At 61.3% G+C, this 24873-nt stretch carries 22 protein-coding genes and 1 pseudogene; 13 read left to right on the plus strand and 10 right to left on the minus strand.

Annotated elements, in window-relative coordinates; genetic code table 11:
• Positions 1–15 precede the first annotated feature (15 nt).
• Complete coding sequence (locus tag IPK66_04595; GenBank protein MBK8174572.1) at positions 16–1701, plus strand: hypothetical protein; 1686 nt, start codon at positions 16–18, stop codon at positions 1699–1701.
• Between the two features lie 73 nt (positions 1702–1774).
• Here the strand turns inward: IPK66_04595 and metC are convergent, their stop codons facing one another.
• The 6 genes from metC to mscL form a co-directional block, all read right to left on the minus strand.
• Positions 1775–2956, minus strand: a complete 1182-nt coding sequence (metC, locus tag IPK66_04600) for a cystathionine beta-lyase (protein MBK8174573.1) — start codon at positions 2954–2956, stop codon at positions 1775–1777.
• On the minus strand, positions 2953–3813 hold the full coding sequence (locus tag IPK66_04605; protein ID MBK8174574.1) for a sulfurtransferase: 861 nt from the start codon (positions 3811–3813) through the stop codon (positions 2953–2955). Before IPK66_04605 ends, metC begins: the two co-directional genes overlap by 4 nt.
• Before the next feature lie 6 nt (positions 3814–3819).
• Entirely contained in the window at positions 3820–4821 is a 1002-nt protein-coding gene (locus IPK66_04610; GenBank protein MBK8174575.1) for a cysteine synthase A, read from the minus strand.
• Positions 4822–4884: 63 nt separating this feature from the next.
• Entirely contained in the window at positions 4885–6801 is a 1917-nt protein-coding gene (locus IPK66_04615; GenBank protein MBK8174576.1) for a PAS domain-containing protein, read from the minus strand.
• A 124-nt stretch (positions 6802–6925) separates the two neighbouring features.
• Positions 6926–7585 carry an NUDIX domain-containing protein gene (locus IPK66_04620; protein MBK8174577.1) on the minus strand — a complete coding sequence of 220 codons (660 nt, stop codon included), beginning with the start codon at positions 7583–7585 and terminating at the stop codon, positions 6926–6928.
• Positions 7582–8004, minus strand: coding sequence for a large conductance mechanosensitive channel protein MscL (mscL, locus tag IPK66_04625; protein ID MBK8174578.1), 423 nt, complete (start codon positions 8002–8004; stop codon positions 7582–7584). The genes IPK66_04620 and mscL overlap by 4 nt, the downstream gene beginning before the upstream one ends.
• Before the next feature lie 823 nt (positions 8005–8827).
• On the opposite strand from mscL, the gene IPK66_04630 reads away from it, so the two are divergent.
• On the plus strand, positions 8828–9148 hold the full coding sequence (locus tag IPK66_04630; GenBank protein MBK8174579.1) for a hypothetical protein: 321 nt from the start codon (positions 8828–8830) through the stop codon (positions 9146–9148).
• A 159-nt stretch (positions 9149–9307) separates the two neighbouring features.
• Positions 9308–9790 carry a hypothetical protein gene (locus IPK66_04635; protein MBK8174580.1) on the plus strand — a complete coding sequence of 161 codons (483 nt, stop codon included), beginning with the start codon at positions 9308–9310 and terminating at the stop codon, positions 9788–9790.
• 290 nt (positions 9791–10080) lie between these two features.
• On the opposite strand, the gene IPK66_04640 is transcribed toward IPK66_04635, so the two are convergent.
• Positions 10081–11475 carry a mechanosensitive ion channel gene (locus IPK66_04640; GenBank protein ID MBK8174581.1) on the minus strand — a complete coding sequence of 465 codons (1395 nt, stop codon included), beginning with the start codon at positions 11473–11475 and terminating at the stop codon, positions 10081–10083.
• 1128 nt (positions 11476–12603) lie between these two features.
• On the opposite strand from IPK66_04640, the gene IPK66_04645 reads away from it, so the two are divergent.
• The 4 genes from IPK66_04645 to IPK66_04660 are packed head-to-tail and all read left to right on the plus strand — an operon-like array spanning position 12604 to position 15757.
• Entirely contained in the window at positions 12604–13932 is a 1329-nt protein-coding gene (locus IPK66_04645) for an ergothioneine biosynthesis protein EgtB (protein MBK8174582.1), read from the plus strand.
• Entirely contained in the window at positions 13932–14906 is a 975-nt protein-coding gene (gene egtD / locus IPK66_04650; GenBank protein MBK8174583.1) for an L-histidine N(alpha)-methyltransferase, read from the plus strand. Before IPK66_04645 ends, egtD begins: the two co-directional genes overlap by 1 nt.
• A 21-nt stretch (positions 14907–14927) precedes the next feature.
• On the plus strand, positions 14928–15290 hold the full coding sequence (locus tag IPK66_04655; GenBank protein ID MBK8174584.1) for a DUF883 family protein: 363 nt from the start codon (positions 14928–14930) through the stop codon (positions 15288–15290).
• A 2-nt stretch (positions 15291–15292) separates the two neighbouring features.
• Positions 15293–15757: a phage holin family protein gene (locus tag IPK66_04660; GenBank protein MBK8174585.1), complete on the plus strand. Its 465-nt coding sequence runs from the start codon at positions 15293–15295 to the stop codon at positions 15755–15757.
• 52 nt (positions 15758–15809) lie between these two features.
• On the opposite strand, the gene IPK66_04665 is transcribed toward IPK66_04660, so the two are convergent.
• Positions 15810–16373: a UbiX family flavin prenyltransferase gene (locus IPK66_04665; GenBank protein MBK8174586.1), complete on the minus strand. Its 564-nt coding sequence runs from the start codon at positions 16371–16373 to the stop codon at positions 15810–15812.
• 111 nt (positions 16374–16484) lie between these two features.
• On the opposite strand from IPK66_04665, the gene IPK66_04670 reads away from it, so the two are divergent.
• A complete protein-coding gene (locus IPK66_04670; GenBank protein MBK8174587.1) occupies positions 16485–16805 on the plus strand; it encodes a hypothetical protein in 321 nt (106 codons plus the stop codon).
• A 51-nt stretch (positions 16806–16856) separates the two neighbouring features.
• Here IPK66_04670 and IPK66_04675 read toward each other — a convergent pair.
• Positions 16857–18361, minus strand: a pseudogene (locus IPK66_04675) (DEAD/DEAH box helicase).
• A gap of 323 nt (positions 18362–18684) precedes the next feature.
• Here IPK66_04675 and IPK66_04680 point away from each other — a divergent pair.
• From IPK66_04680 to meaB, 4 genes are read left to right on the plus strand one after another with little or no spacing between them, the layout of a single operon-like run.
• Positions 18685–19227 carry a hydrolase gene (locus IPK66_04680; protein ID MBK8174588.1) on the plus strand — a complete coding sequence of 181 codons (543 nt, stop codon included), beginning with the start codon at positions 18685–18687 and terminating at the stop codon, positions 19225–19227.
• Positions 19228–19252: 25 nt separating this feature from the next.
• Positions 19253–19957 carry an alpha/beta hydrolase gene (locus tag IPK66_04685; GenBank protein ID MBK8174589.1) on the plus strand — a complete coding sequence of 235 codons (705 nt, stop codon included), beginning with the start codon at positions 19253–19255 and terminating at the stop codon, positions 19955–19957.
• A gap of 16 nt (positions 19958–19973) precedes the next feature.
• Positions 19974–20561, plus strand: coding sequence for a gamma carbonic anhydrase family protein (locus tag IPK66_04690; protein MBK8174590.1), 588 nt, complete (start codon positions 19974–19976; stop codon positions 20559–20561).
• Entirely contained in the window at positions 20558–21604 is a 1047-nt protein-coding gene (gene meaB, locus IPK66_04695) for a methylmalonyl Co-A mutase-associated GTPase MeaB (protein MBK8174591.1), read from the plus strand. The genes IPK66_04690 and meaB overlap by 4 nt, the downstream gene beginning before the upstream one ends.
• Here meaB and IPK66_04700 read toward each other — a convergent pair.
• Positions 21583–23352 carry an alpha/beta fold hydrolase gene (locus IPK66_04700; protein ID MBK8174592.1) on the minus strand — a complete coding sequence of 590 codons (1770 nt, stop codon included), beginning with the start codon at positions 23350–23352 and terminating at the stop codon, positions 21583–21585. The genes meaB and IPK66_04700 overlap by 22 nt on opposite strands.
• Before the next feature lie 292 nt (positions 23353–23644).
• Here IPK66_04700 and IPK66_04705 point away from each other — a divergent pair, with 292 nt between their 5' ends.
• The gene (locus tag IPK66_04705; protein MBK8174593.1) at positions 23645–24868 is read left to right on the plus strand and encodes an LL-diaminopimelate aminotransferase; all 1224 of its coding nucleotides are present in this window, start codon (positions 23645–23647) and stop codon (positions 24866–24868) included.
• The last annotated feature ends 5 nt before the right edge of the window (positions 24869–24873 follow it).

Raw genomic sequence — 24873 nt, forward strand, 5'->3', positions numbered from 1 at the left:
GGCGGGACGGTTTCGATGAGCGACGTTAATCCGCCTTTCGCGCTCCGTGGTTTTGCGCCTGGTGCACCCGACGGCTTGCCGACACCGGCCGGCGCAGCGTCAGCCGCCTTGCCACGCCTGCTGATCGGCGCTCAACTCGCCGGACGGATATCAGGAACGGCGACGGACGGAACGCCGCTCGTATCGACACCCGTCGGCCTGCTGGCGCTTCAAGGTGCGGATAGGCTGCCTGCCGGCGTGCGCGTCCTCCTCGATATTGTCGCAACCGAGCCCGGGTTGCGCGCAACCTTGCGCATTCTGCCGGAAGGCGGAGGCGGCGACAGAGGAATGCCCGGCGCATCGGCCTCCGCCGCTCCCAGCGCCGCACCGCTCGCCGTTCTCGTGCCTCAGCCGGCACGGACGTCGATCGGCGCAACGACGGCAGCCAGCCCACAAGCCGATCCTGAGGCGCCACTCCTCGCCACCGTCCTTACGCCGTTGGCGTGGACCGACGACGCGCGCGGTGGCGAGCAGATCCCGACACGCGCTGAGATTGCAGCGACGCCCTTGCAACCGAACGGTCAAGCGGTTGCCGCCGCAGTTCGCGAACGGATATTACAGCCCGGCACTCAGGTGCCGGTCCGCCTGAACGGACCAGACGCGAATGAAACGGGTGCGAAGGGCACGGGCGTCGATCCAGTCGTGCGGCCGACTTCCGCCGGCGAACCGCCTTCGGTCTTCGGGCCGTCCGCGCGAATGCCGGGCGTCGTCGCCGCGGCGCTCCCGGACGGCCGGGCGATCGTTTGCGTCGATCGCGGCGCCTTCGTCCTACCGGCGGCGGCACGGCTAGCCGCCGGCGACGTCGTAACCGTTTCCGTCGTCGGCCTGCCGCGCCTTTCGCCAGTATCGGAGCCGAACGCCTCCGCAAGCCTTGTGCCGGCTCAGCTCGAACCGCTCTTGGCAGATGGCGCCTGGCAATCGCTGACCGCGATCCCGACGCGATGGATCGGCGGGACACCCGTTGCGGCGGGGCAGGTGGCCACGCAAGCCAGCCAGACACTTTTGCAAAACCCGGAGACGCCAGTCGTCGGCGCGCCTTTGGAACGAACAGTGACCACGGACGCAGCGCGCAACGCCCTGCACGCGGCGTTGCCGCGGCTCGACGCCAATTTTGGCACAAACATCCGATCGTTCTTCGCCGCTTTGCAATCCAAAGATCTGCGTTCGTGGCTGGGCGACAGTACGGTCACTCGGCTCAGGAGCGACGCACCGGACCTGCTCGCGCGTGTTGCCGACGATTTCGATGATGTGGCGAAAACAGCGGCCAAGACATCCACCGACGGATGGTCCACCGCCAACATTCCCATCGCTGTCGGCGACGCGATTTTGCCGGTACGTCTGCTCTTCAGGCAGCGCCCTGGTGCGGGACGAACCGCCAGCGGGGAGAAGGACGATCGGCGCTTCGTCCTGGACGTTTCGCTCAGTCGCCTTGGGCGGGTTCAGCTCGATACCCTGGTCCGAGGCAACGGGTCACACCTTGACCTGATCGTTCGCAGCGATGTGCCGCTGACCGCCGCGGCGCGCGACGACATCCGCGAGGTCATGCGCGCGACGGGCGGGCAAAGCGGAATCGCCGGCAGCGTAGGATTTCAGTCGGCGCCGGCCGGGTTTGCCGAAGCACAACTTTGCGAGCCGGGCACGTCGACCGGGCTTGTCGTCTGACCCACGGGTTTCGCCGCGCATGGACGGGATGATTTCGTCGACGTTTTTTGATGATCTTGGTAGCGCGGGAAGACTAACGATGCGCGTTTAGGCGGGCGAGGCCGTCGTCGATGTCGGCGAGGAGGTCGTTCTCGTCCTCCAAGCCGCAGTGGAGACGCAAGCAGGGGGCGTTGTGCGGCCATGGGGCGGCGGTGCGGGAGGGACGAGGATCGAACGGGACGATGAGGCTTTCATACCCGCCCCAGCTATAGCCCATCTTGAACAACCGCATGCCGTCCAGCATTGCCGCCAGCGCTGATTTCGGCGCGTCGTTTAGCACGACGGAGAGCAGGCCATTGGCGCCGGCAAAATCGCGCTTCCACACATCGTGGCCGGGGCAGGACTCGAGCGCCGGATGAATGACCCGTGCCACATCGGCATGGCCTTCGAGCCAGCGGGCGATGGTGAGCGCCGACGTCTCGTGCCGGGCCAGACGGACTGCCAGCGTTCGCAGCCCGCGCAAGGCGAGATAGCAGTCATCCGGAGCGGCGCTGAACCCGAGTGTCGAGACCGACCGCTTGACGCGCAGGAACGCGTCTTCGCTCGTGGTGATGACGCCGAGCATGGCATCGGAATGGCCAACGATATACTTCGTTGCCGCCTGCACCGAAACGTCGACGCCGTGGCGGAACGGATTGAACAGGAACCCCGCGCTCCAGGTATCGTCGATGATGGAGATCGCGCCAGCTGCTCGCGCGGCCGCGGTTGCCCGAGGCACGTCCTGAACCTCGAACGTAAGCGAGCCGGGACTTTCGAGATAAACAACCTTCGTGTTGTCGCGGATGAGCGGCGCCGGGTCCGCCATTGGGTCATAATACGTGGTCTCGATACCAAGCCCGCGCAGCATGCGCTCGCAAAATCCCCGCACCGGCCCGTAGACGCTATCTACCATGAGCAGGTGATCGCCGGTGCCAAGGAAGGCGAGCAGGCTCGCGGTGATGGCCGCCAATCCGGACGGAACCGCAATGCTGCGATACCCCCCGAGGAGCGCCGCCATCGCCTGTTCCAGTGCAAAGGTCGTGGGCGTGCCGCGTCGCCCGTAGCGTGTCCCTTCAAAGGGGGTGCGCTCCGCTTCCTCAAGCGCTGCCAGCGTCGGAAAAACAATTGTCGACGCGTGGTAGACCGGTGGGTTGACTACGCCATGATTGAGCAGTGGATCACGCCCGGTGTGGGCGAGAAGTGTTTGAAGGCGGTCGTCCGTTTTCGCCGCGCTCATTGTTCGACCGGCGCGGCGTCGCTGTTACCCCACTCCGACCAGGACCCGTCGTAAACGGAGACGGTATCAAATCCCAGGAGGTGCGCGGCGAACGCGGTCGTGCAGGCGGACACGCCAGAGCCACAGTAGGCGATCATGGGCCGGGACGGATCGATGCCGGCGCGAGCAAAAGCTGCGGTGAGTTCGCTTTTCGGGCGCCATGCACCATGGCGCCCGGCATCGAGGAATTCGCCAAAGGGAAGGCTGTGGCTTCCCGGCACATGACCGCGTCGCGTGGTCGGGCGCGGCTCCGGGTCGCGACCCGCATAGCGGCTGGCCGGCCGGTTATCGACGATCTGCAGCGACGGATTGCTTATCGCGGCGAGGACGTCCGCGCGGCCCCTGACCTTCGATCCATCGAAACACGCCGTGTATTCGACGGGCTCGATCGCGAGGCAGGTATCGGATACCGGCAGGCCGGCGGCGATCCATGCAGGAAGACCGCCGTCAACCACGGCTACATTCGCGTGACCGAAGACCTGAAATGTCCACCAGACGCGGGCAGCCGCAAACGATCCCGGCTGGTCGTAGACAATGACGCGGTCGGCGTTACCGATGCCGAGCGCGCCCACGGCTGTGGCGAAGGCCTCTGCCGTGGGCAGCATATGCGGCAAGGGGTTGGTTAAGTCGCAGATTTGGTCAATATCGAAAAAGCGGGCGCCCGGGATGTGCGCCTGGACGTAACCGTCATGGGGATTTCGGCCGGAATTCGGCAGAAAGAAGCTACCGTCGAGGATGCGAACGCACGGTGCGTAGAGCAATTTCTCCAGTTCATCGATCGTGCACAGCGAATTCGGATTGGTGAAACTGTTGGGCAATCGGGGCTACTCCAGCCAGTCCGGAACGGGCAGGCCCTTGGCGCGCAGGAATTCCGGATTGTAGAGCTTGCTTTGATAGCGCGTACCGGAATCGCACAAAAGGGTGACGATGACGTGGCCGGGTCCGATTTCCCGGGCGAGGCGAATAGCGCCGGCCACGTTGATCGCGGACGAACTGCCGAGGCACAGCCCTTCAAATTTTAGCAGATCGAAGATGATCGGCAGTGCGTCAGCGTCGGCAATCCGATAGGCTCGGTCGATCGGTGCACCGTCGAGATTGGCAGTGATCCGCCCCTGGCCGATGCCTTCGGTGATCGATTCACCCTCGGCCTTGAGCTCGCCCATCGTATAATAGCTGTAGAGCGCGGCGCCAAAGGGATCGGCGAGACCGATGACGATATCGGGATTGCGCTCCTTAAGAAACATTCCGACGCCGGCAAGCGTACCGCCGGTGCCGACGGCGCTGACGAATGCGTCAATCCGGCCGTCGGTCTGCCGCCAGATTTCCGGGCCGGTGGTCTCGTAATGTCCGCGGCGGTTGGCGACATTGTCGAATTGGTTGGCCCAGATTGCGCCCGCCGGCTCACTCCTCGCCAGCTGTTCGGCGATTCGCCCCGAAACCTTGACATAGTTGTTCTCGTCGCGATAGGGCACGGCCGGAACGAGACGGACGTCTGCGCCGCACAGGCGCAACATATCGATCTTCTCCCGGCTCTGGGTTTCGGGGACGACGATGACTGTCCGGTAACCGCAGGCGTTGCCGACGAGCGCCAGGCCGATCCCCGTGTTGCCAGCGGTCCCTTCGACGATGATTCCGCCGGGGCGCAACAGTCCATTTGCCTCGGCGTCGCGAACGATCGCCATCGCCGCCCGGTCCTTGACTGATCCGCCCGGGTTGAGGAACTCGGCCTTGCCGAGGATTTCACACCCGGTCTCCTGCGAAGCGCGCCTCAAACGGACGAGAGGGGTGTTGCCGATGCTATCAAGGAAGCCATCACGGATATCCATCGCGTAGGCGCATGCCCTTCGAGCCGAGAAGTCGCGCGAAGGTAGTGGCCGGGCGGCATCCGATCAAGAACGATTCGCGTCGCTGACCCTGTCCTCACCCGTGACCAATTCGTGCATCACACCGACGACGATCTGATCGCCGGCGGCGTCCTCCAAGGACACTCTTACCGTCGAAAAGCGACGTTTCTCGCCGTTTGCCGTGATGAACACCGCTTCGTCAATGTGCGGAAGTGTCACCAAAGACATTATTTCCCGTCTTACTTGCGCCTCGGCGACCGCGTCGGGCGTCAAGATGTCGAAGAAGCTTTTTTCCGTCGCTTCTTCGGGCTTCAGTCCGAGCACGGCGCAAGCGGCACGATTGAGGAAGGCGAAGCGTCCGTCGCTGCCCTCAATGAAGATCGGCTGGTCGATTAAATTGAGCAGGCGCTCGAGAAAGACCCGGTATTGCTGTACCGTTGTCTCCATCCGATGCGCGACTGAACTCCATAGGACCGTGATTACGCCGGTCAGCGCCACGTCGCGCTCGATGAAGGGCGACTTAATGATCGTCATGCGCCGCCGCGTGCCATCGACCCGGGCAATATCCGCGGAATAGACGTAAGGCGTCTTTTGCCCGAGCACCCACGCATCACGCTCAACCGCGCCCGCGCCTTCGGGTAAGCCGGCGAGTTCGCTTGGCGTGCGGCCAAGGATCTCACTTCGATGCCGTCCGAGAAGGGTGGCGTAGGCGTCGTTACAGCCGAGGTACCGACTTTGGGGGTCCTTGACCGAGATCGGGATCGGCAGAGAATCGAGAACGGCGGTCGTCAGGGACGCGTCGGCCCGGGCGCCAGCTTGGCTCGAATCGAGCGCTTGTTCGGCTGTCCGCCGCCGGTCCCGTTCCCGATGGACGAGGAAGCAGATAAATGCTGCGATTGCCATAATGACCGCACCGGAGGCAACGACGTTGCCGACCATCGATAGCGACGCCAATCGCACATGGGGGCGGAAGAGAACCAGCTTCCATGCCTCCACATCTGGATCGGACGCGATCCCGCTGGGCAGCAAGAACGAGCTTGCCGGGTGCAGTGAGCGATGCCGATGGTACGCAAGCGTGGTGAAGAAGTATGTGCCGTCAAAGGCGACGGCATGCCCTTCGGCAACCTTGCTCATTTCGTTCCAGACGGCAGGGTGGCGCTGCGCGAAGACGGCTTCTCCTCGTTCAGGCAGAAGTGCGTTCCATTCTTCACGTGAATCGGGGCCGATCAGCCAGTTTCCACGCTTGTCCAGCAGCAGTGATGTACCGGAAAGCGAGGGTATCTCTCTCAATGTATCAAGCAAGTCTTGCGCGCTGTAGTTTAGGACCAGCATACCGACGCGCGACCCGTTGGTGGTGAACAGAGGAGAAACGAAACGGATCGTCGGTATAAGCGAATATTCTGCATCATTGTATTCTATATTTAGATCAAGCTGCGATACAAATACTTCCGTAGATTTGAGCAGCATCCCCTGCTCAACGTAATATCGATCTGATTTGTTCTGAAACTGAGATGGGGGGAGGACGACCGCGCCGGTTGGAAGATTTGAGATTCTGAGTTGTTCCACGCCATTCAGGTCGATGATCCTTACCTGCTCATATTGGCGTTTGAGGGTAACAAACGCGGCCAGACGCGTCTCCAGGGCATGACGGTTCGCCTCGCTCGGCTCGTTGATGTAGCGGGCCAATTCCGGGTTCCCGGCGAGAAATAAAAAATCAGACTGGACGTTCGTCAAGCGATAGTTGATGATTGTAAACTGGCCGCAAAATAACTTTTGATAGTCTGGGAATGTCAGCCGATTGTAAAGTTGCCACTGCGCGAAGGCAAAGACGACCAAGGACAAGACAATGAGTGCTTCGACTTTTAACAAAAGACCAACGACGGGATGATTGCGCATGGCTCGCAACATCACGACTCGACGGCGGGGGGAATGATCGGATTGCGGGCCTGCGGCTGCAGTCATTATTGGCACTCCGGGATAGGCTTGTGGAGCACCGTATCATGACTAATATCCTTTAGATAGGATTAAAAATCTACTAGAATTGCCAAGTATGCGGATGAGCCGCCAATGAAGCATTCACGGAGCGTTACGCCACCAACGTAGAACGGCGGCGCAAGGTGTCCTGCCGCAACCGGAACCATTGAAGGCCGACGAGTGCCGGACCGTTGACGATGCGCCCTGCGTCCATCCACTGCCAGACGTCTTCAGGGGAGGTGACAAGCACTCGAATGTCCTCATGCTCCGCGTCAAGCCCATGGATCTCGCCACTGCCCGGCGCGTCAACCTCGCCATAAAAAAGAACGATGCTCTCGCTTGATCCGCCGGGACTGGTCAGGATCGTTCCAATCTTCACCAGCTCGCCGGTTGAGCATCCAGCCTCTTCAACCGCTTCGCGGCGGACCACCTCTTCCGGCGTCTCTCCTTCATCGATGATGCCGGCGACGATCTCGATCAGCCAGGGCGAGAATGCGCCCATGGCATGGGCTTCCGACGCGGCAACGAAGGCGCCGGGGCGAAATTGTTCGATCAGCACCAACAGATCCCGGTTGGGATCGTAGAGAATGGCGGCCACTGCATGACCGCGCTCGAAGATCTCCCTTTGCATTGGGCTGCTCCATCCACCATCGTATAAGCGATGGCGAAGCGTGTAGCGATCAACTCTAAAATAACCGTCAAATGCTGTTTCCTTGTTTAGGATATCTACGTCAGATTCAGTAAAGTAATTCCGTGAATTATTTGGCATCATTGAGTGTTTCTCTCTTTGAGTATATCGCGAATTTCAGTGAGTAAAACTTCCTGGCGCGGCGGAGAAGACGCTTCTTGTACAAGACCAATGTCACGTTTCAAGCGATTAATTTGCTTAACGAGAATGAAGACAGCGAAGGCGACGATCAGGAAGTTGATCACCGTGTTTAGGAAATTTCCATAGGCGATGACCGGCGCACCCGCGGCTTTCGCTGCTGCAAGCGAGGCGTAATCGCCGGCGGATAAATCAATAAAAAGATCACTGAAGTCGACCTTGCCGAGGAGCAGGCCGATCGGCGGCATCAGCATATCCTCAACGAGGGATGTGACAATCTTGCCAAAGGCGGCACCGATAATGATCCCGACGGCGAGGTCGACGACGTTTCCTCTGATTGCGAACTCACGAAATTCCCGGATCAGTGACGACATCGCTTCTCATCCTTAACGAACGGCATGCGCCTAAAGCGATACGGTCCCGGGAGGTGCTTCGTCAACGGTGCGTTGCGTGGAATGATTTTGTTTCATCCCGAGATTTCAGGAGGCGTGGGTCGGGCGCGGAGGGGAGTCGAAGGGCCTTGACAAAAAGGACTAAAGTCCTTATCAGTGACAGTATAAAGGTATTATTACTTGTTTCACGATTGTGGTCATTGCGGCATACGCGCTCAACAACCATGCCGCCAAGGAGATAGCAAAGCGATGGAGCCCGAGGGAACGGCGAGCGTGCGGACTGCGCAATGATCGATGGCAAGTGCAGCTTGTGAAAGACAAGGCGAGATCGATTTGAGTGACTTCGGTTGGTCGCAAGTGTTGGTCGTTAACAATCGAACGGAGCAGCAAAATTCCGACGAGTGTCATCTCGATCGAAAGGCTGGGCAACGCTGCAAAAGTTGTGAACGTGGCGTCGTATTCGAGACCGGTCGGATTTGTGTCGGTTCAACGACAGCCTGTTTTTTTGCTGCCTTGACGAGAGGTCGGCGGTGAAAGCGTGCGGATCGGCTGCGCGATCCAAAGTGGAAATGTCTCTGGCGCCAGCCGCCATTGAAGGTTTGTGCGTACCTGCATGGCGGTTGTGGCCAATGGGTTGGTCGCCAGTCGCGATGCCGGATGGGCGGTGCGACTCTCGGCGCAGTTTTGCCATTTATGGGCCAAGGAAAGCATTCATATGCAAGCATTACAGACAACATATCGCGCGCCAATGAGCGATTGACGCCCGTCCAGGCCGGATATCTATAAAGGGGGGGCTATGAATAGAAATAGAATACTAGGCTACACTTTTGTGGCAGCTTTTTTATCTATTTCTATTGTTGGTGCTGGGGAAATTATCTTCCATAGTCTTTCTCAGTTGGAAGATCGCTTGGTAAGCGTCCGCAATGAAAGAATAACGCAAGTGCAGGAAGCGCGGATAATTATGCGCGGCGTCGATGCAAAACTTGACGAGATTGTTTCTAAGTTATCTAAAGTAGAAGGCATGGTATCGCAAGAGTCAGATGAGTACGTAAATTGCAACAAGCAAAAACATATGAACAATAATTCAGAAATTCCTGCTGGTAGTGGCGCAAAATAGGAACACGGTGTCTGCTAATTGCGTCAGTGAACAAACCGACAGAGCAGGGACGCTCCGTGACAGCGCGGTGGGGCGCCGAGACAACAGCCCTCTGGGGCGCAGACGGCACGGCGGATGGGAAACCGGCGTTGCCAACGCGCCGTCAACAGGAGACGTGCGATGACGGCTGATCAAAGCGGCGAGGCAGGCGATGGTCTGCGACCACCCTTGCGTGCGGATTACTTTCGATACGAGGAGCGACGCCGCGAAGACCCGGACAGCCGAAACTGGATCGCCATCGATAAAACCACGGCAATCGTTATCGGTGCCGTGGCGTCGGCAGCCCTGGCGGTTGCGATCGCCGGCGGCACGGCATTGGTGCAAAAGGTCGAGGACACCTCGAAGGCTGTCGACAAAGGGCGGGCCGATCGGATTGCTGACTTCGGTGAGATGTCAAAAAATGTTGCCGTCGTTGAAACCAAGCTCAATCAGCTGATCTCGCAGATCACTCAGCTCGAAGTCCGTATCGAACGGAGCGTAACGCACGATCTCGAGGTGCGCGATCGCCGGATCGAAGAGATCGATCGCAAGGCAGAATATCTACGTGAACAGTTGAATGAAACGCTCCGCGAGCGCGATCGCCAGCGTCCAGCGGGGCGTTGAACCCTGGGAGAGGGGCGGGGATTTCGTGCGTGGCGCTTCTTGACACGCGTATCAAATAAGACCAGATTAAAAGGGTCAAGAACAGCAAGGGGAGGGTGCTTAGAACGCATGAATCCACCGGATCAACGTAAGGCTGCCGGCCCCTTGGCACCGGCAGGGTACAATCAAGACCAGGCTGAAGCTCGGACTTTCCGGGCGCGGATGCTTAGATGCTCCGCAGCGAGACCCTCGCACCCGCCGAACGGCTTATGGGGCGAGGGTCTTTAGTTTAGAAAACCCTTTATCCTTGCTCATGAGAGCCCGCCGGTTTTTCGGTGTTTCCCATCCGCGGCCGGGTGGGCTACGGCCATTGGTTGCGGCGATGGTTCGGTCGACGGATGAGGACTGAGCGGGGACTCCGGCAGCGAACGCAGATAAAGGTCGCGCTGCGGCAGGGGGATCTTGACCTCGTGCTCGCGGAACAAGTCAAGAATCTCAAGGAACACGTCGCTTGAGATGTTGTGGACTCCGTTTCGCACATCGGCAATCCAGAATCGCAACTCAAGGTCGAGGCCGTTCTCTCCGAAACCGAGGATGAGGGGGTTGGGTGCCGGCATCTTCAACACTCGGGCCGGGCGTCCAGCGGCTTCGCGCATCAATGAGAGCGCCTTTTTGACGTCCGTGTCATAAGCGACACGAACGCGAATCTTCAGGCGCACGTTGTCGTTCTGGTGCGTCCAGTTGAACACGCGGTTTGTGATGATATCCTCGTTGGGGATGAGGAACTGCGTACCGTCACGGGTTTCGACTTCGACGTAACGGGCTCCGAGCGACGCGACCCAGCCAAAAGTTCCCCCAACCTCGAGGATATCACCCGGTTTTATCGACTTGTCGAGCAAGAGGACGATTCCGGCAAAGAGATTCGAGACCGTTCGCTGCAGACCGAACCCGATGCCAACGCCAACAGCGCCTGTAAACACGGCAAGTGCGGTCAGGTCGATTCCCGTAGCGACGAGGGCGACGAGGAAGGCGAGGCCGATCAGGATGATTCGCAGCAGTTTGCCGAAGAGCACCCGCGACCGCGGCGTGAGGGTTGAGACCCCATCGATTCGCCGTTCGAGAAAACGCCCGATTATTCCTGCGATCCACAGCAGGAGGCCAAGAGTGAGGAGGGTTTCCGCGACCGTGAGCAGCGAGATGCGGCCACCGCCGAACGAAAACGAAACCGTTTGCAGCAGCACGATGGTCGGGCTGAGCAATCCCAGCACGTTGAGCGTAGCGATCATCAAGCCGACGATCGCGGTGCCCTTGGCGACGGTGGCATTCGGAATGAGCGCCGAGGCGAAGCGGATCAGCAGCCAAGCGGAGGCCAGATCAAGCGCGATCGTGACCAGATTGCGCGGCCAACCGAACTGTTCGGCGATGACGGTCGAGAACCACAGCGCCGCCGCCCATAGCGCGGGCACCGAGAGTGGGACGATGTGATCGACGTAGAACGTCTCTTGGTACTCGTCGACGGCAACCTTGCCGGCGATATGCCGCAGCCACGGATCGAGAAAGTGCGCAACCAGCCACGCGGAGAACAGCGTCAGAAAGATCGCTGGCATTTGCAAGAGATTGGCTTCGGTGATGATATGGGCCTGTAGGAAGGCGTGGAAGGCGAGAAACCAGTTCAGCAACCGGTCGGAATTGAGGATCGGATCCATACGGCACTCCCAGGCGACGGCGGCGCGGCGATGCTCTTGCGACCGCTTCTTAGTGGCCGTGATTTTAGCGCGATTCCGGCACCTGCGCGCATCGACCCGAACCGAGAACGAGCCAGTCCCATTCGACAACCACCGGGACAACCATTGGGGATGCCCGGTCCTTTGTTGTGCCCGCAGTTAGCGTCCGGCGATGAGAGGCCGCCGCCCATCCACCGAAACGCGCCCGCTTCGCGACTTGCGATACCCGCGCAATAAGAACTCGCAATCTTTGAAGGCGAATGGCAATGGATCATAGCCGTCTGCAGCGCGACGTCCCTCTCGCCACCGCCGAGCGCGACAGGCTCGACGATCATTGGAAAGCCGGTTGACGCCAGAACCGTCGCATGACCTGCTCGCGTCCCCTGGACCGATGGGTGCGCAGCGTCGGCAAGCCCTCGCTCAACAGAAAATCATAAGATTGCCACTTATTGTGGAGCCGGTCGAGCATGGCGAGATCGACAGTCGGAAACAATCGGTGGATATCGCGGTGGAGCCGTCGGGACGCGACCAGTCGAAATGTATCGAGATCGGTCGGCAGGATGACATCTGTCGCGTGATTTCCGCAATATTCGTCCAGTCACGCGTCATATTAATCAATATTATTCTGCTAATAATCACGATGCTTAATCTTACATCCGTATGTATAGCGCGAAAATGGCGGCAAGTACTCCAAGCCATGGCTGATTATGTGCGCGCGTGCTTCGATTTTATGAATACATGTCAGCACTCTTAACCCAAGAACTTCTCTCAGGCGCCTTGCCACAGCACGATAGCTGATGGTTGTTGCATGATCCTTCCTCCCTGACGCGCGAATGGTGCCCGCTGAACGGGTTTGCCATTTGTCACCTGGTTGTGTTCGTGTATGGTGCCAGCGGCACCGACCGGTGAGGCGCAAGGCGTTCGTTCCGGAGAGGATTCCGCGCCTGGAATCGGGGTGATGCAACGCGATAGGCGGGAATTCAATCGCTGCGGCGACGGAAGACGAATGAGTGGACGGTTGTCGCAGGGAACCGCAGAACGGCCGCTTCGTTCATGATCCGCCCGGCGTAGCCAAGCCGCGCGAGCGCGAGGACCGAGGGGAGTGCCGCGATGCCCGTCGCTGCAATCGAACCGCCGGAAGACAGTTTTTCGCGGCATGAACCACACGCCGCTGGCGGCGCGGATCAGTTGCTTGATGCGCGCTTTCGCCGCACGCGTGCACTGACCGAGCATCTCGCTGAGCCGTTGTCGGCGGAGGATCAGTCTGTTCAGTCGATGGTCGATGCCAGCCCAACGAAATGGCACCGCGCACATACCACGTGGTTTTTCGAAACCTTCGTCTTGAAGCCGGGCTTCACCGGCTACCGGCCGTTTGACGAGCGTTGGGGGTATTTATTCAACTCCTATTACGTTGCCGTCGGCGCTCGGCACCCGCGCGCCGCGCGCGGGCTGCTCACGCGGCCTTCCTCAGCCGAAGTCGGTCAGTATCGCCAGCACGTCGACGCCGCGATGGAGACGCTTCTCGCGCGTCTGGGCGATGAGCCGAACGCAACCCTCCAAGCCATCATCGAACTCGGCATTCAGCACGAACAGCAGCATCAGGAACTGATCCTTACTGACATACTTCATGCTTTCTCGTGCAATCCTCTTGCGCCCGCGTACAGGCGGTCCATCCGGGGCGAGCAGCATGCGGTGACGTACCGCAAAGAATGGTTCGCATTCGAAGGGGGGTGTTATGAACTGGGTCACCTTGGCGAAGGCTTCGCCTTCGACAACGAGCGGCCCGCACATCCGGTTCTGATCCACCCGTTCAAGCTGGCGAGCCACCCGGTGACCAACGCCGAATGGCAAGCTTTCATCGACGATGGAGGGTACCGACGCGCGGAGCTTTGGCTTTCCGACGGATGGGCGATCGTCGCGGCGCAAGGATGGACGGCTCCGCTCTATTGGCGGCGTGAAGACTGTGGGAAATGGGAAGCGATGTCGCTTTTCGGCCTGCAGGCGCTCGATCCGGGGGCGCCGGTTTGCCATGTCAGCTATTATGAGGCTGATGCGTACGCCCGCTGGGCAGGCAAGCGGCTGCCGACCGAAGGCGAGTGGGAATTCGCGGCGCGCGCCATTCCACGGACGGGGAACACCCTCGGTAGCGGAACGTTGCGGCCGATGCCAGGCTCGGACGATGGCAGCGACGGACTGCCACGGCAGATGTTCGGCGACGTCTGGGAATGGACCTGCAGCGCCTATGCGGCCTACCCCGGGTACAGGCCGCCATCCGGCGCGATTGGAGAATACAACGGCAAGTTCATGTGCAATCAGATCGTGCTGCGAGGAGGGTCATGCGTTACACCGGATGGTCATATTCGCGCCACGTATCGGAATTTCTTCTATCCGCACCAGCGCTGGCAGTTTTCCGGTTTGCGTCTGGCTGAGGACGCATGATGCTCCGCCAAACCCGCCGCGAGACCTGTTTTACCCAAGACGACCCATACGAGGAATTTCGTTCGGCGGTGTGGGCTGGCTTGTCGGCGCCACGCAAGCATATCGCGCCGAAATTCTTTTATGATGCGCGTGGCTCACGGCTGTTCGAACGCATATGTTCGACTAAGGAATATTATCCTACAATAACCGAGACAGCAATCCTGAGCGCGCACATCACTGCGATCGCCGCGATGTTGCCCCGGGATGCGGTTCTCGTCGAGTTTGGCAGCGGCGCCAGTTTGAAGGTGCGGCTGTTGCTCGATGCGCTCTATCGGCCTGCGGCTTACGTCCCGATCGATATCTCGGATGAACACCTGCTCGATGCGGCGCGCGCCCTTGCGCGTGATTATTTGCGGCTGCCGATCTTCCCCCTGCACGCGGATTTTACCCGATCGTTCGCTCTGCCGACCGATCTTCCGCGCGGGCCGCGCATCGGCTTCTTCCCCGGCTCGACAATTGGAAATTTCCATCCGCACGAGGCAATCACCATTCTCCGCGGCTTTTCTCGGCAGCTTGGCTCGAACGGCCGGTTGTTGATCGGCGTAGACCGCAAGAAGGACTCCGCGATCTTGCAAGCCGCTTACAATGATCGCTCGGGTTTTACTGCGGCGTTTAATCTCAATCTTCTTGCGCGAATCAATCGCGAACTCGGTGGTACGTTCGCGCTCGATGCGTTCGAACACAACGCCTTCTACAACGCGGCGGCAAGCCGCATTGAAATGCATCTTGTCAGCGTCCAAGCCCAGACGGTGAGCGTATGCGGGCGGCGGTTTCATTTCGCCGAGGGGGAAAGCATCCATACGGAGAATTCCTATAAATATGCGCCCGCGGAATTCCGTGCGGTGGCGCACGAAGCCGGTTTCCGCTCGATCGCCGAATGGACGGACCCGCAGGGCTTGTTCAGCGTTCATCTTCTTGGCATCGATCGCCTGTGAGAGGGGCGGGGATGTCGCGGCATGGGCGAGCGCGTGCTCCCGTTTCGCCAGGAACGACGCCGATCACGGGGCAAAGTCGATGAAGGGGACGAAGAGATGAGTGTTCTTGACGATACGAAAACGAAGGACATGGAAGCCGTGCGGGCGGAAATGGAGAAGCTTCGCGCCGATTTCGCCTCGATGGGGCGGACGCTTAAGGAACTGGCCGCGGATGTCGGCACCGATGCCTACGCCCGTGTCCGGGAGGGGACGGACAAAGCGCGCCAGCGCGCCGGGGTCGCGGCTGAGAGCGTGACCCACACCATTGAAGATCGGCCGCTGACCAGCGTACTGACCGCCTTTGGCGTTGGGCTGCTCTTGGGTGTTCTGTTCGGACGGCGGTAAGCGTGGCCGTGCCATTGGGCATACCGACGCTCTCATCGCTGCGCGCGGCGGGATCGCGGCTGGCTATCCTGATGATCGCTGCGGTGATAGCGGCGGTCCTGGCGCTTTTTGGCGTCCTCGTTTTGATTGCGGCGCTCTATCTGTGGCTGGAAACGAAAGTGGACGCCCCGCTCGCCGCCTTGCTGACCGGCGTGATCGTCCTCGTCATCGCGGTCACGGTGATGTTGGTTGGCCGGCTGGCGTCAAGACCGCCTTCCCGAAGGTATTCGGCGGCCGGCGCTCGGTCGCAATCCGCAGCGTTTGCCGATGCCTCCATCGCCGCGGCGATGGGTGATGAAGCCGGTCAGGCGGCGGGCGCGTGGCTCCGCTCCCACGGACCGCACCTGGTTCTCGCCGCCGCTGCAGCCGGGTTTATCGTCGGTGTCAGTCCGCGCGCGCGCGCGGCTATCTGGCGCCAGTTGCAATAGTTTCGAACAGACGCCGGGCCGGCCGCGCCAGAGATCCCGGTGCGGCCGGATTTCAGCCACCCGCCCAGCGCGCTGTCAGGTCATGATCGACGCCGAGCTGATCCAGCGTCCGTCCCACCGTCTGTGAAACAATGTCATCAAGTGTCTTCGGGCGGTGATAGAAGGCGGGCATCGGCGGCAGAATGATGGCGCCCGCTTCGCTCGCCTGCAGCATCAGGCGCAGGTGACCGGCATGCAGCGGCGTTTCGCGAAAAACGATGACAAGCGGCCGGCGCTCCTTGAGCGTGACGTCCGCCGCACGGATTAGCAGATTCGCTGAATATCCATTGGCGATACCGGACAGTGTCTTCACCGAACAGGGCACGATGACCATTCCGGCGGTGCGAAATGATCCGCTCGCCACGGCGGCGCCGAGATCTTTATTGCTATGGACGACATCCGCCAGACCTCGAACATCGTCGAGCGCGAGATCCGTTTCGATGGCGATCGTCCGCGCCGCCATTTCGCTGATGATGAGGTGTGTCGGGCGGCCGAGCCGTCGCAGCGCGCGCAGAAGCCCGACAGCGTAAACAACGCCAGTCGCGCCGCTGATGCCGACGACAAGCGGAAGGGTCATCGGCTTTCCTCTTTTTCGACCGATGTCGGTATCATGGTGCAACGGCTGATCAAACACAACGTATGCGGCTTGCCGTTGTCGTCGGGCACGGCACGGTCTACAAGTCGCGGTATGAGATATTCACGACACCTCGTTGGAATCGGCGTCGCGCTCTGCTTGGGAGCGGTGGCTGCTTGCGGCGGCAGAGAAGCCTATGTCTATAAGGCGAAGGAGTTTGATCGCAACGATACGAACTTCAACAAGGAGCCGACCGACCGCTCGGCGGTGACGATCTGCTACAATGGCATCGGCACGAGCGACGGCAAGGCAAAGGCCCTTGCGCAGCAGGAATGCGAGAAGTTCGGCAAGATGGCCATCGCGACCGGTGAGACGTTCGGTGTCTGCCCCCTTCTCACCCCGGTTGAAGCCGGCTTCGCCTGCCGCGCGCCCTGAACCTCGCTTAAGGCCGATCGACGGCGCGGCTCGAGATGCAGGGTTACTCCCTTACGCCTTTTTACGAATTGGCACGTCACGCAGCAGGAACGCCGGTACATGATCGCCCATACCGACGACCGGTGCGTCTGGTTCGCGGTTCGGGCGCGGTGCCGGGCGGGGGCGGCGGGCAGGAACCGCCCCGAGTGTTGCGGGCCGGTTGGCTGCGTGCTCGGCGCGATCGGGTTTCACCGGTGTCGAGCGGTCCGTGGCTGGCATGGCCCGTTCACCGCGAGCCGGATGCTGAACCGGGCGTGGTCCCGGGCCGTCACTGCGCGGCGCTGTGCGTTTGCCGGACCCGGCCTGGGGACGGACCGGCGGCGCCGTGACTTTCCGCCTGCGGCCCCGGCGGTCCGTCGCCTCTTCCAAAGCGGCCTCAGCAACGCCATCAAGGCTAATTCGTGGGATGGCCTTGCCGATCAACTTTTCAATCAACGCGACGTATTTGCCGTCCTCCGGCACCGCGATGGTATAGGCGATGCCGCTTCGCCCTGCGCGGCCGGTACGGCCGATACGGTGGACATAATCCTCTGGATTGCTCGGCACGTCAAAGTTGAAGACGTGACTCATGTCTTCAATGTCGAGTCCCCGCGCGGCAACATCGCTACAGACGAGCAGACGCAACTCCCCTTGCTTGAAGCGCTCCAGCACCTCGGTGCGTTGCGATTGAGCGAGGTCTCCATGTAACAGACCGGCGTCATAGCCGTGGCGCTCGAGTGAACGGTGGACAACGCCGACTTCGCGTTTGCGATTGCAGAAGATCAGCGCCGTGCGCACGTCCTCGCGATCGATCAGCCCACGCAAAGCGGCACGCTTTTCCTTCAGTCCACCCTGACCACCGTGGCCGATGACGATCATCCCCTGCTTGACCGTTTCTGCCGGCGTCGATGGCGCCGCGACAGAAATCTCTTTCGGATTGTTCAAAAAGGTATCGGCAAGCCGACGAATGGCGGGGGCATGGTCGCTGAGAACAACAGCGTTTGACGCATGCGCGAGACGAGCATGGCAATGCGCTCAACGTCGGGAATGAACCCCATATCGAGCATGCGGTCCGCCTCGTCGATCACCAGAACGCGGACGTCGTTCAACAGCAGGCGCCCGCGATCGAACACGTCGAGCAGACGACCGGGCGTGGCGATGAGCACATCGGCCCCGCGTTCCAGGACCTTGATCTGGTCGGCCATTGACTCGCCGCCGATGATCAGCGCCTTGGAAAGTTTCGTATATTTTCCGTAGATGTCGAAATTCTCGGCGACCTGGGCAGCGAGTTCCCGTGTCGGCTCGAGGATCAGCGAGCGCGGCATCCGTGCCTTGGCGCGGCCAGCGGAAAGAATGTCGATCATCGGCAAGGTGAACGAGGCCGTCTTGCCAGTGCCGGTCTGGGCGCAGCCAAGCACATCACGACCCATCAGGACGACTGGAATCGCCTGCTCCTGGATCGGTGTCGGCTTTTCATAGCCCGTGTCGGTGACGGCACGAAGTACCGAATCACTGAGTTGCAGGTCGGAGAAGAGCATACGGATTTAATCCAACGCGACATGAAAGTCGCGGCCGCAACGGCGGTCCATCCGCTCGCTTGCCTGGCGGATGATAGGTTATTGCGCTGTCAAGTCAATCGTTGCACGGATCGTGTAGAGATTTCTTCTTCGCGGGAAATGCTCGCCTCGATATACGATGATGATATGCGAAGCGAAACGGCCGCGACGAATCGAGCCATGCGGAAATCAGCGGCATGTGTTCGCCGCCGTTTTCCGCCGATAAGCTTTGATCCATCGTGTCTTGGCGTGCCATAGCCTGTTCGTGAGCATACCTTTTCCTGTCGCAAGCAAGGTCCTCGCGCATGATGATGTCCGCCGCCGATTCGTGCCTTCTCGTTGTCGATGTTCAGGCGCGCCTCGCTCCGAAAGTCAACGCCGTTGAACACGTTCTCGCGAATGTTGCCGTTCTGATCAGAGCGGCGCGTCGCCTCGGCGTGCCGATCATTGTCTCTGAGCAGTATCCGCGTGGATTGGGGACGACGGTTCCCGAGGTTGCCGAATGGCTTCCGGCGGGCGCAACGGTGGAAAAGATGACGTTTTCGTGCCTCGGCGACGAGCGCTTCGCCGAACGCTTCCTTGATGTGCGTCGGCGGCAGGCGGTCGTCGTCGGACTAGAAGCGCACGTATGCGTCCTGCAAACCGTCATGGATCTGCTTGCCGCCGGCACCGAGACATTCGTTGTTGAGGATGCCGTCTCGTCACGAACGCCCCGCAACCATGCGACAGCGATATCAAGGGTGCGAAGCGCCGGTGCACGCATTGTTTCCACCGAGATGGTTGTCTTCGAGTGGCTGACTCAGGCGGGCACGCCGGAGTTCAAGGAACTGAGCGCGCTGATCAAATAGCCAGTGGCGGCGCGTGGAAGAAGGAATGGAGATGCTCAAGATCCCCTTGATGCTGCTTCCCGGTCTGCTCTGCGATGCGGCGCTGTGGCAGCATCAGACCGATACGCTGGGCGACCTTGCGGACATCTTTGTGGCGGATCTTGCCCACTCCGAGCACGCGGGAGAGGCGGCGCGCGCCGTACTCGACCGCGCGCCGGAAGAGTTCGCGCTCGCCGGGCTGTCGATGGGCGGGTATGTTGCCTTCGAAATCCTGCGTCAGGCGCCGGACCGGGTCAGGCGGCTGGCGTTGATCAATACGACCGCGCGCTCCGACCCTCCGGAAAAAATAAAGCTTCGCCAGGAACTGATTGATCTGGCGCGGACGGGACAGTTCAAGGGCGTAACGCCACGGCTGCTGCCGAAACTCATCTGCCCTGATCGTCTTAACGACGGGGCGTTGACCGGGCAGATCATGGCCATGGCGGAACGCGTCGGCCGCGACGCCTTTTTACGCCAACAGCGGCTGTTGATGAATCGGCCGGATAGCCGTCGCGACCTGTCTTTGGTCTCGTGTCCGACGGTGGTTATCGGCGGTCGCCAGGACGAACTGACGCCGCTTGCGGACAGCATCGAAATGGCCGAAAAAATCCGCCGGGCGAAGCTCGTCATCATCGAAGACTGTGGCCATCTGTCGACGATGGAGAGGCCGCAAGCGGTGAGCGCGATCCTGCGATACTGGCTGCAGGACTGAAGGAGGAGACGCTGGTTTGACCGGAAGACTGCTGCCATACCGCGGACGGCTGCCACGATTTGCGGAGCGGGTGTTCATCGCTCCGGGCGCCAGCGTGATCGGCGACGTCGAGATCGGGGTGCAATCCAGCATCTGGTTCGGCTGTGTCGTCCGCGGTGATGTCAACATCGTGCGCATCGGCGCGCGCACCAATATCCAAGACGGCACGGTGGTGCATGTTTCCAAGGATGGGCAGGGGACGTTTCTCGGCTCGGACATTACCGTCGGTCACATGGCGTTGCTCCACGCCTGCACGGTCGAGGACGGTGCCTTTGTCGGCATGCGGGCGACGATTATGGACGACTGCCTCGTCGAAGCCGGTGCGATGGTTGCGGCCGGGGCGTTGGTCACGCCAGGAAAGCGCGTCCGCACCGGCGAGCTTTGGGCCGGCACGCCCGCGAAGAAGATCCGTGACCTCAACGAACAGGATCGAACGATGATCGCGAAGCTGGCTCCCCGGTACGTTGCGCTTGCCGCCGACTATCTCGCGGCCCGGGATGGCGCTGCCGAGAGCGTCGCAGCCAATGCTGTCGCCGCCGGTTTGCCGGCAGGAGGCGGTCGATGAACGGCCCTGAGACCGCATCCGCCCGCCCGAGCCATTCAGCGTTGATCGCCGAGGTCCGCGCCGGCCGGCGCCGGAGCGTTTCCCGGTTAATGTCGCTGGCGGAATCAACGGGCGCAGCCGGTAAGGCCGCCATAGCCGAGGTCCACCGGCATACCGGACGAGCGCACGTCGTCGGGCTGACGGGAGTGCCCGGAAGTGGCAAATCGACCATGGTGCGCGCGCTGGCGCAGAAAATTCGCGCGAGCGGTCGCACGGTCGGCATCGTCGCCGTCGATCCGTCGAGCCCGTTCTCCGGCGGCGCCATCCTCGGCGATCGCATTCGCATGCTCGATCTTGCCGGCGATCCCGGCGTGTTTATCCGCAGCATGGCGACGCGGGGGGCTCTCGGCGGCCTCGCTCGCGCGTCCCTCGACGTCGTCGACGTTCTCGACGCGGCCGGATTCGAGGTCGTGCTGATCGAGACGGTCGGCGTCGGCCAGGACGAGGTCGACATCGTCCAGGCGGCACACACCGTGGTTGTCGTGTCGGCTCCGGGCCTCGGTGACGAGATCCAGGCGATCAAGGCCGGCGTTCTTGAGATTGCCGACGTTCACGTCGTCAGCAAGTGCGACCGTGCGGAATCGTCGGAGACGGTGGCCGACCTGCGGGCGATGCTGCGGCTGGGCTCGCTCAGCCACGAACGCCACTCCGGCTGGGACGTCCCCGTCGTCGCGACCAGCGCGCAGAAGCGCGAGGGCATTGATGCGCTGCTCGAAGCGATCGATCGACATCGCGGCCATCTGCTTTCGAGCGGCGAGCTTGCCGCGCGGCATCGCCGCATCCTCGAGATGCGGATTCTCAAGGCTGCGGAAGACATTGTCCGTGATCGGCTGTTGCGACAGTACCGCTCGTCACTCGACCGGTTGCTCGACAACACCGCCGAGCGGGTCATCGATCCTCATTCGGCCGCGCTTCGACTGCTGCGGATCGCCGAGGGCGTCGGCGCGGATAATTCAGACGGGAGCCGTGTGGACTTGCCGCGTCACGCTGCTCCGGTGACGTAGAGTCCGGGAGCATCGGACAGCGGCGGCAAGTCCCGCTCACCCGGCTCACGTGCGGATACTTGGGCGTTACCCGAGGGCAGTTCGCGGATCCAGGTCTCCCAATCCCGCCACCAGGACCCCTCGAATGCCCGCGCGGCGGCGCGCCATGCCTCAGGGTCGTCCAATGGGCGCGCGGCCGTCCAGTAGCAATAGCGGTGCGGCGCGGGAGGATTAAGGACACCCGAAATGTGGCCGGAGGCGGCGAGGGTAAAACGCTGCGGACCGCCCATGATCCGCGCGGCCTTGTAGGTCGATGTCCAGGGGGCGATGTGGTCCTCACGGGTGGAGAGGAAATACGTGGGCGCGCGCACCTTGCGCAGGTCGATCGGACGGCCGCCGACCGACACCCCGCCCGGCTGCATCAGTTTGTTTCGGCGGCCGAGGTCGTCGAGACAGAAGCGGTGGACGCTCAATGGCAGGCTCGGCTGGTCGCGGTTCCAGAACAGCAGGTCGGACGGAAATGGGTCATTTCCGAGCAGGTAGTTGTTGAGCACAAAGGACCAGATCAGGTCCTGTTCCCGCTGCGCATGAGGCGATTCGCCGAACTCCCCGACACTTGACCCCATGGTGCTGCGCTCGGTCGCCGAATTGGCAGACTCCCGGGAACCCGAAACTTTCGGTGCGGAAAAATCGAGACTCGTGGCGAGAAACGTCCCGCTGCTGATCCGTGCATCGCCGGCATCGGCGAGGTAGGCGAGGGACGCCGCGAGCAACGTTCCCCCAAGACAATGGCCGACGGCATTGACCTCACGGGCCCCCGTCGCCCACTCGATCGCATCGAGGGCCGCTAGCGGGCCGCCGACGGCATAGTCCTCGAAGGTCTTCCGCGCATCGGATGCCCCGGGATTGACCCACGAGATCATGAATACCGTATGCCCCTGCTCCACCGCCCAGCGCACGAGTGAGTTCGGTACGCGCAGGTCGAAGACGTAAAACTTACCAGTCCAGGCCGGAACGAAAAGCAATGGACGGTGCATCACCTGGGCGGTGCGCGGGGCGTACTGAATCAGTTCCATGACGTCGTTACGGAAGATCACCTTGCCTGGCGTCGTCGCGACCGTCTTGCCAACGATGAATGCCTCGTGCGGCAGTCTGCGTTCGTCCGCCGGGATCTGCGCCGCTTCCAGTCCCTTCAGCAAATTTTTCAACCCGGCGAGAAGATTTTCGCCCTGGCTCTCCGTTGTCGCGCGGATCACTTCAGGGTTGGCCTGCGCGAACGAAGCCGGGGAGAGTGCGGCGAGGAACCGGCGGGTGTGAAAGTCGACCGCCTGGACGATCGCATCGCTGCCGGTGCCACTGTTGTGCAGCATCGTGTGTACGCAGCGCGTCGCGAGGACGTACGATTCGGTCAAATAGCTGAAGATGTCGACATTCTGCCATGCGTCGCGCACGTTCGCATCGAGCGCCGAATGCCCAGGAGACCCCGAGGGGCCTAACAGGCGATTCGCGGAAGTCTGCCAGCGGCTGAAATAATCCTGCCACAATGACATCTGCGCCGTGACCAGCGACGCCGGCATCGCCATCACCGTTGATGTCAGGGAAACCATCATCTCGGCGGCGTCGAACAAATCGCCCATCGTCCGGTCGGCGTCAAACCCTTGGTCGGCAAGCCAGTCCCTGACGATGCACTGACTGCGCTCGGCCAATTCCTGCAACGCTTCAAGGTCGTTCCTACGGGACGGCCGTTGCGTCCCGTGTTGATCGACCATACCGCACTCCCTATTGTGACGCCGGTGTTGATGCCGGCAAAACGCAGTGGTTATCGCCGCTGCGGAACTTCTCGGTGCCTCTGCCGGACGGGCGTGACCATCCTGCTCGTCGAGCGTATATAACGTCGATACGCTGGATCGGCAATTTGATGTCAATATGGCGGGTCATTCACCGTCTTCGACGAATACGGTTCCGCGGCGCGTTGACGATGGCGAGTATCGTGTGCGGCTGCGGTCGCCGAAGGGGTGAAGGGCGTTTCCGGGTATTCCGGTGTTTGTGACAGGTGACGTGATGACGCAGGAATTTTTCAAGATCAGACGGCTTCCCCCGTACGTCTTCGCCGCGGTCAACGCGATGAAGGCGCGCGCCCGAGCCGCTGGCGAGGACATCATCGATTTTGGCATGGGCAACCCGGACTTCCCCACACCGCCTCACATCGTCGACAAGTTGACGGAAACGGTGCAGGATCCACGGACCCACCGTTATTCGGAGTCCCGCGGGATCAAGGGGCTGCGCCGGGCGCTGTCCGGCTATTATGAGCGGCGCTTCGGCGTTTCCGTCGATCCGGAAACCGAGGTCGTGGTTACGCTGGGTTCCAAGGAGGGGCTCGCCAATCTTGCCTCGGCGATCTCGAGCCCTGGGGACGTCATCCTCGTACCGAACCCGAGTTACCCAATCCATCAGTTCGGCTTCATCATCGCCGGCGCCGCCGTGCGTAATATTCCGGTGCGCGCCGATGCCGATTTTATCTCCGCGCTAGAACGCGCCGTGCAGCACAGTGTGCCGAAGCCGACCGCGATTGTACTGAACTATCCGAACAATCCGACGGCCGAACTCGCCACTCTCGATTTCTACGGGCAGGTCGTCGATTTCTGCAGGCATGCCGGAATTTACGTGATGTCCGACGTCGCCTATGCCGAGATCTATTTCGATGGCAACCCTCCGCCTTCAATCCTGCAGGTGCCTGGAGCGAAGGACATCTGCGTCGAGTTCACCTCAATGAGCAAGACGTACTCCATGCCTGGCTGGCGGATCGGCTTTGCCTGTGGCAACGCGCCGATGATCGCGGCGCTTGCTCGGGTGAAGTCCTATCTCGACTATGGCGCGTTTACCCCGGTGCAGGTGGCGGCAACAGCGGCGCTCAACGGCTCGCAGACGTGTGTTGGCGAAATGCGCCAGCGCTATCAGGCTCGGCGCGACGTTCTGATCAGCGGCCTTGCCGCCGCTGGCTGGGAAGTGCCGTCGCCGGCGGCGACCATGTTCGCCTGGGCGCCGTTGCCAGCCGCGTTCCAGCACTTGGGCTCGCTCGAATTCTCGAAGCTGTTACTGCGCGAGGCGAAGGTGGCGGTCGCGCCAGGGATTGGGTTTGGCGAGCACGGCGATGGCTTCGTGCGGTTTGCGCTGGTTGAGAACCGGCACCGGACGCGCCAGGCGTTGCGCAACATCAAGACGTTCCTCAGCCGCTATCACAACGTCGTCGAACTGGCCGAAAAGTGCTCGGTCGTGGCGGAGTAGGGGGA

Source organism: Rhodospirillales bacterium (genome assembly GCA_016712595.1).
Taxonomy (GTDB): Bacteria; Pseudomonadota; Alphaproteobacteria; order Rhodospirillales; family Defluviicoccaceae; genus Defluviicoccus.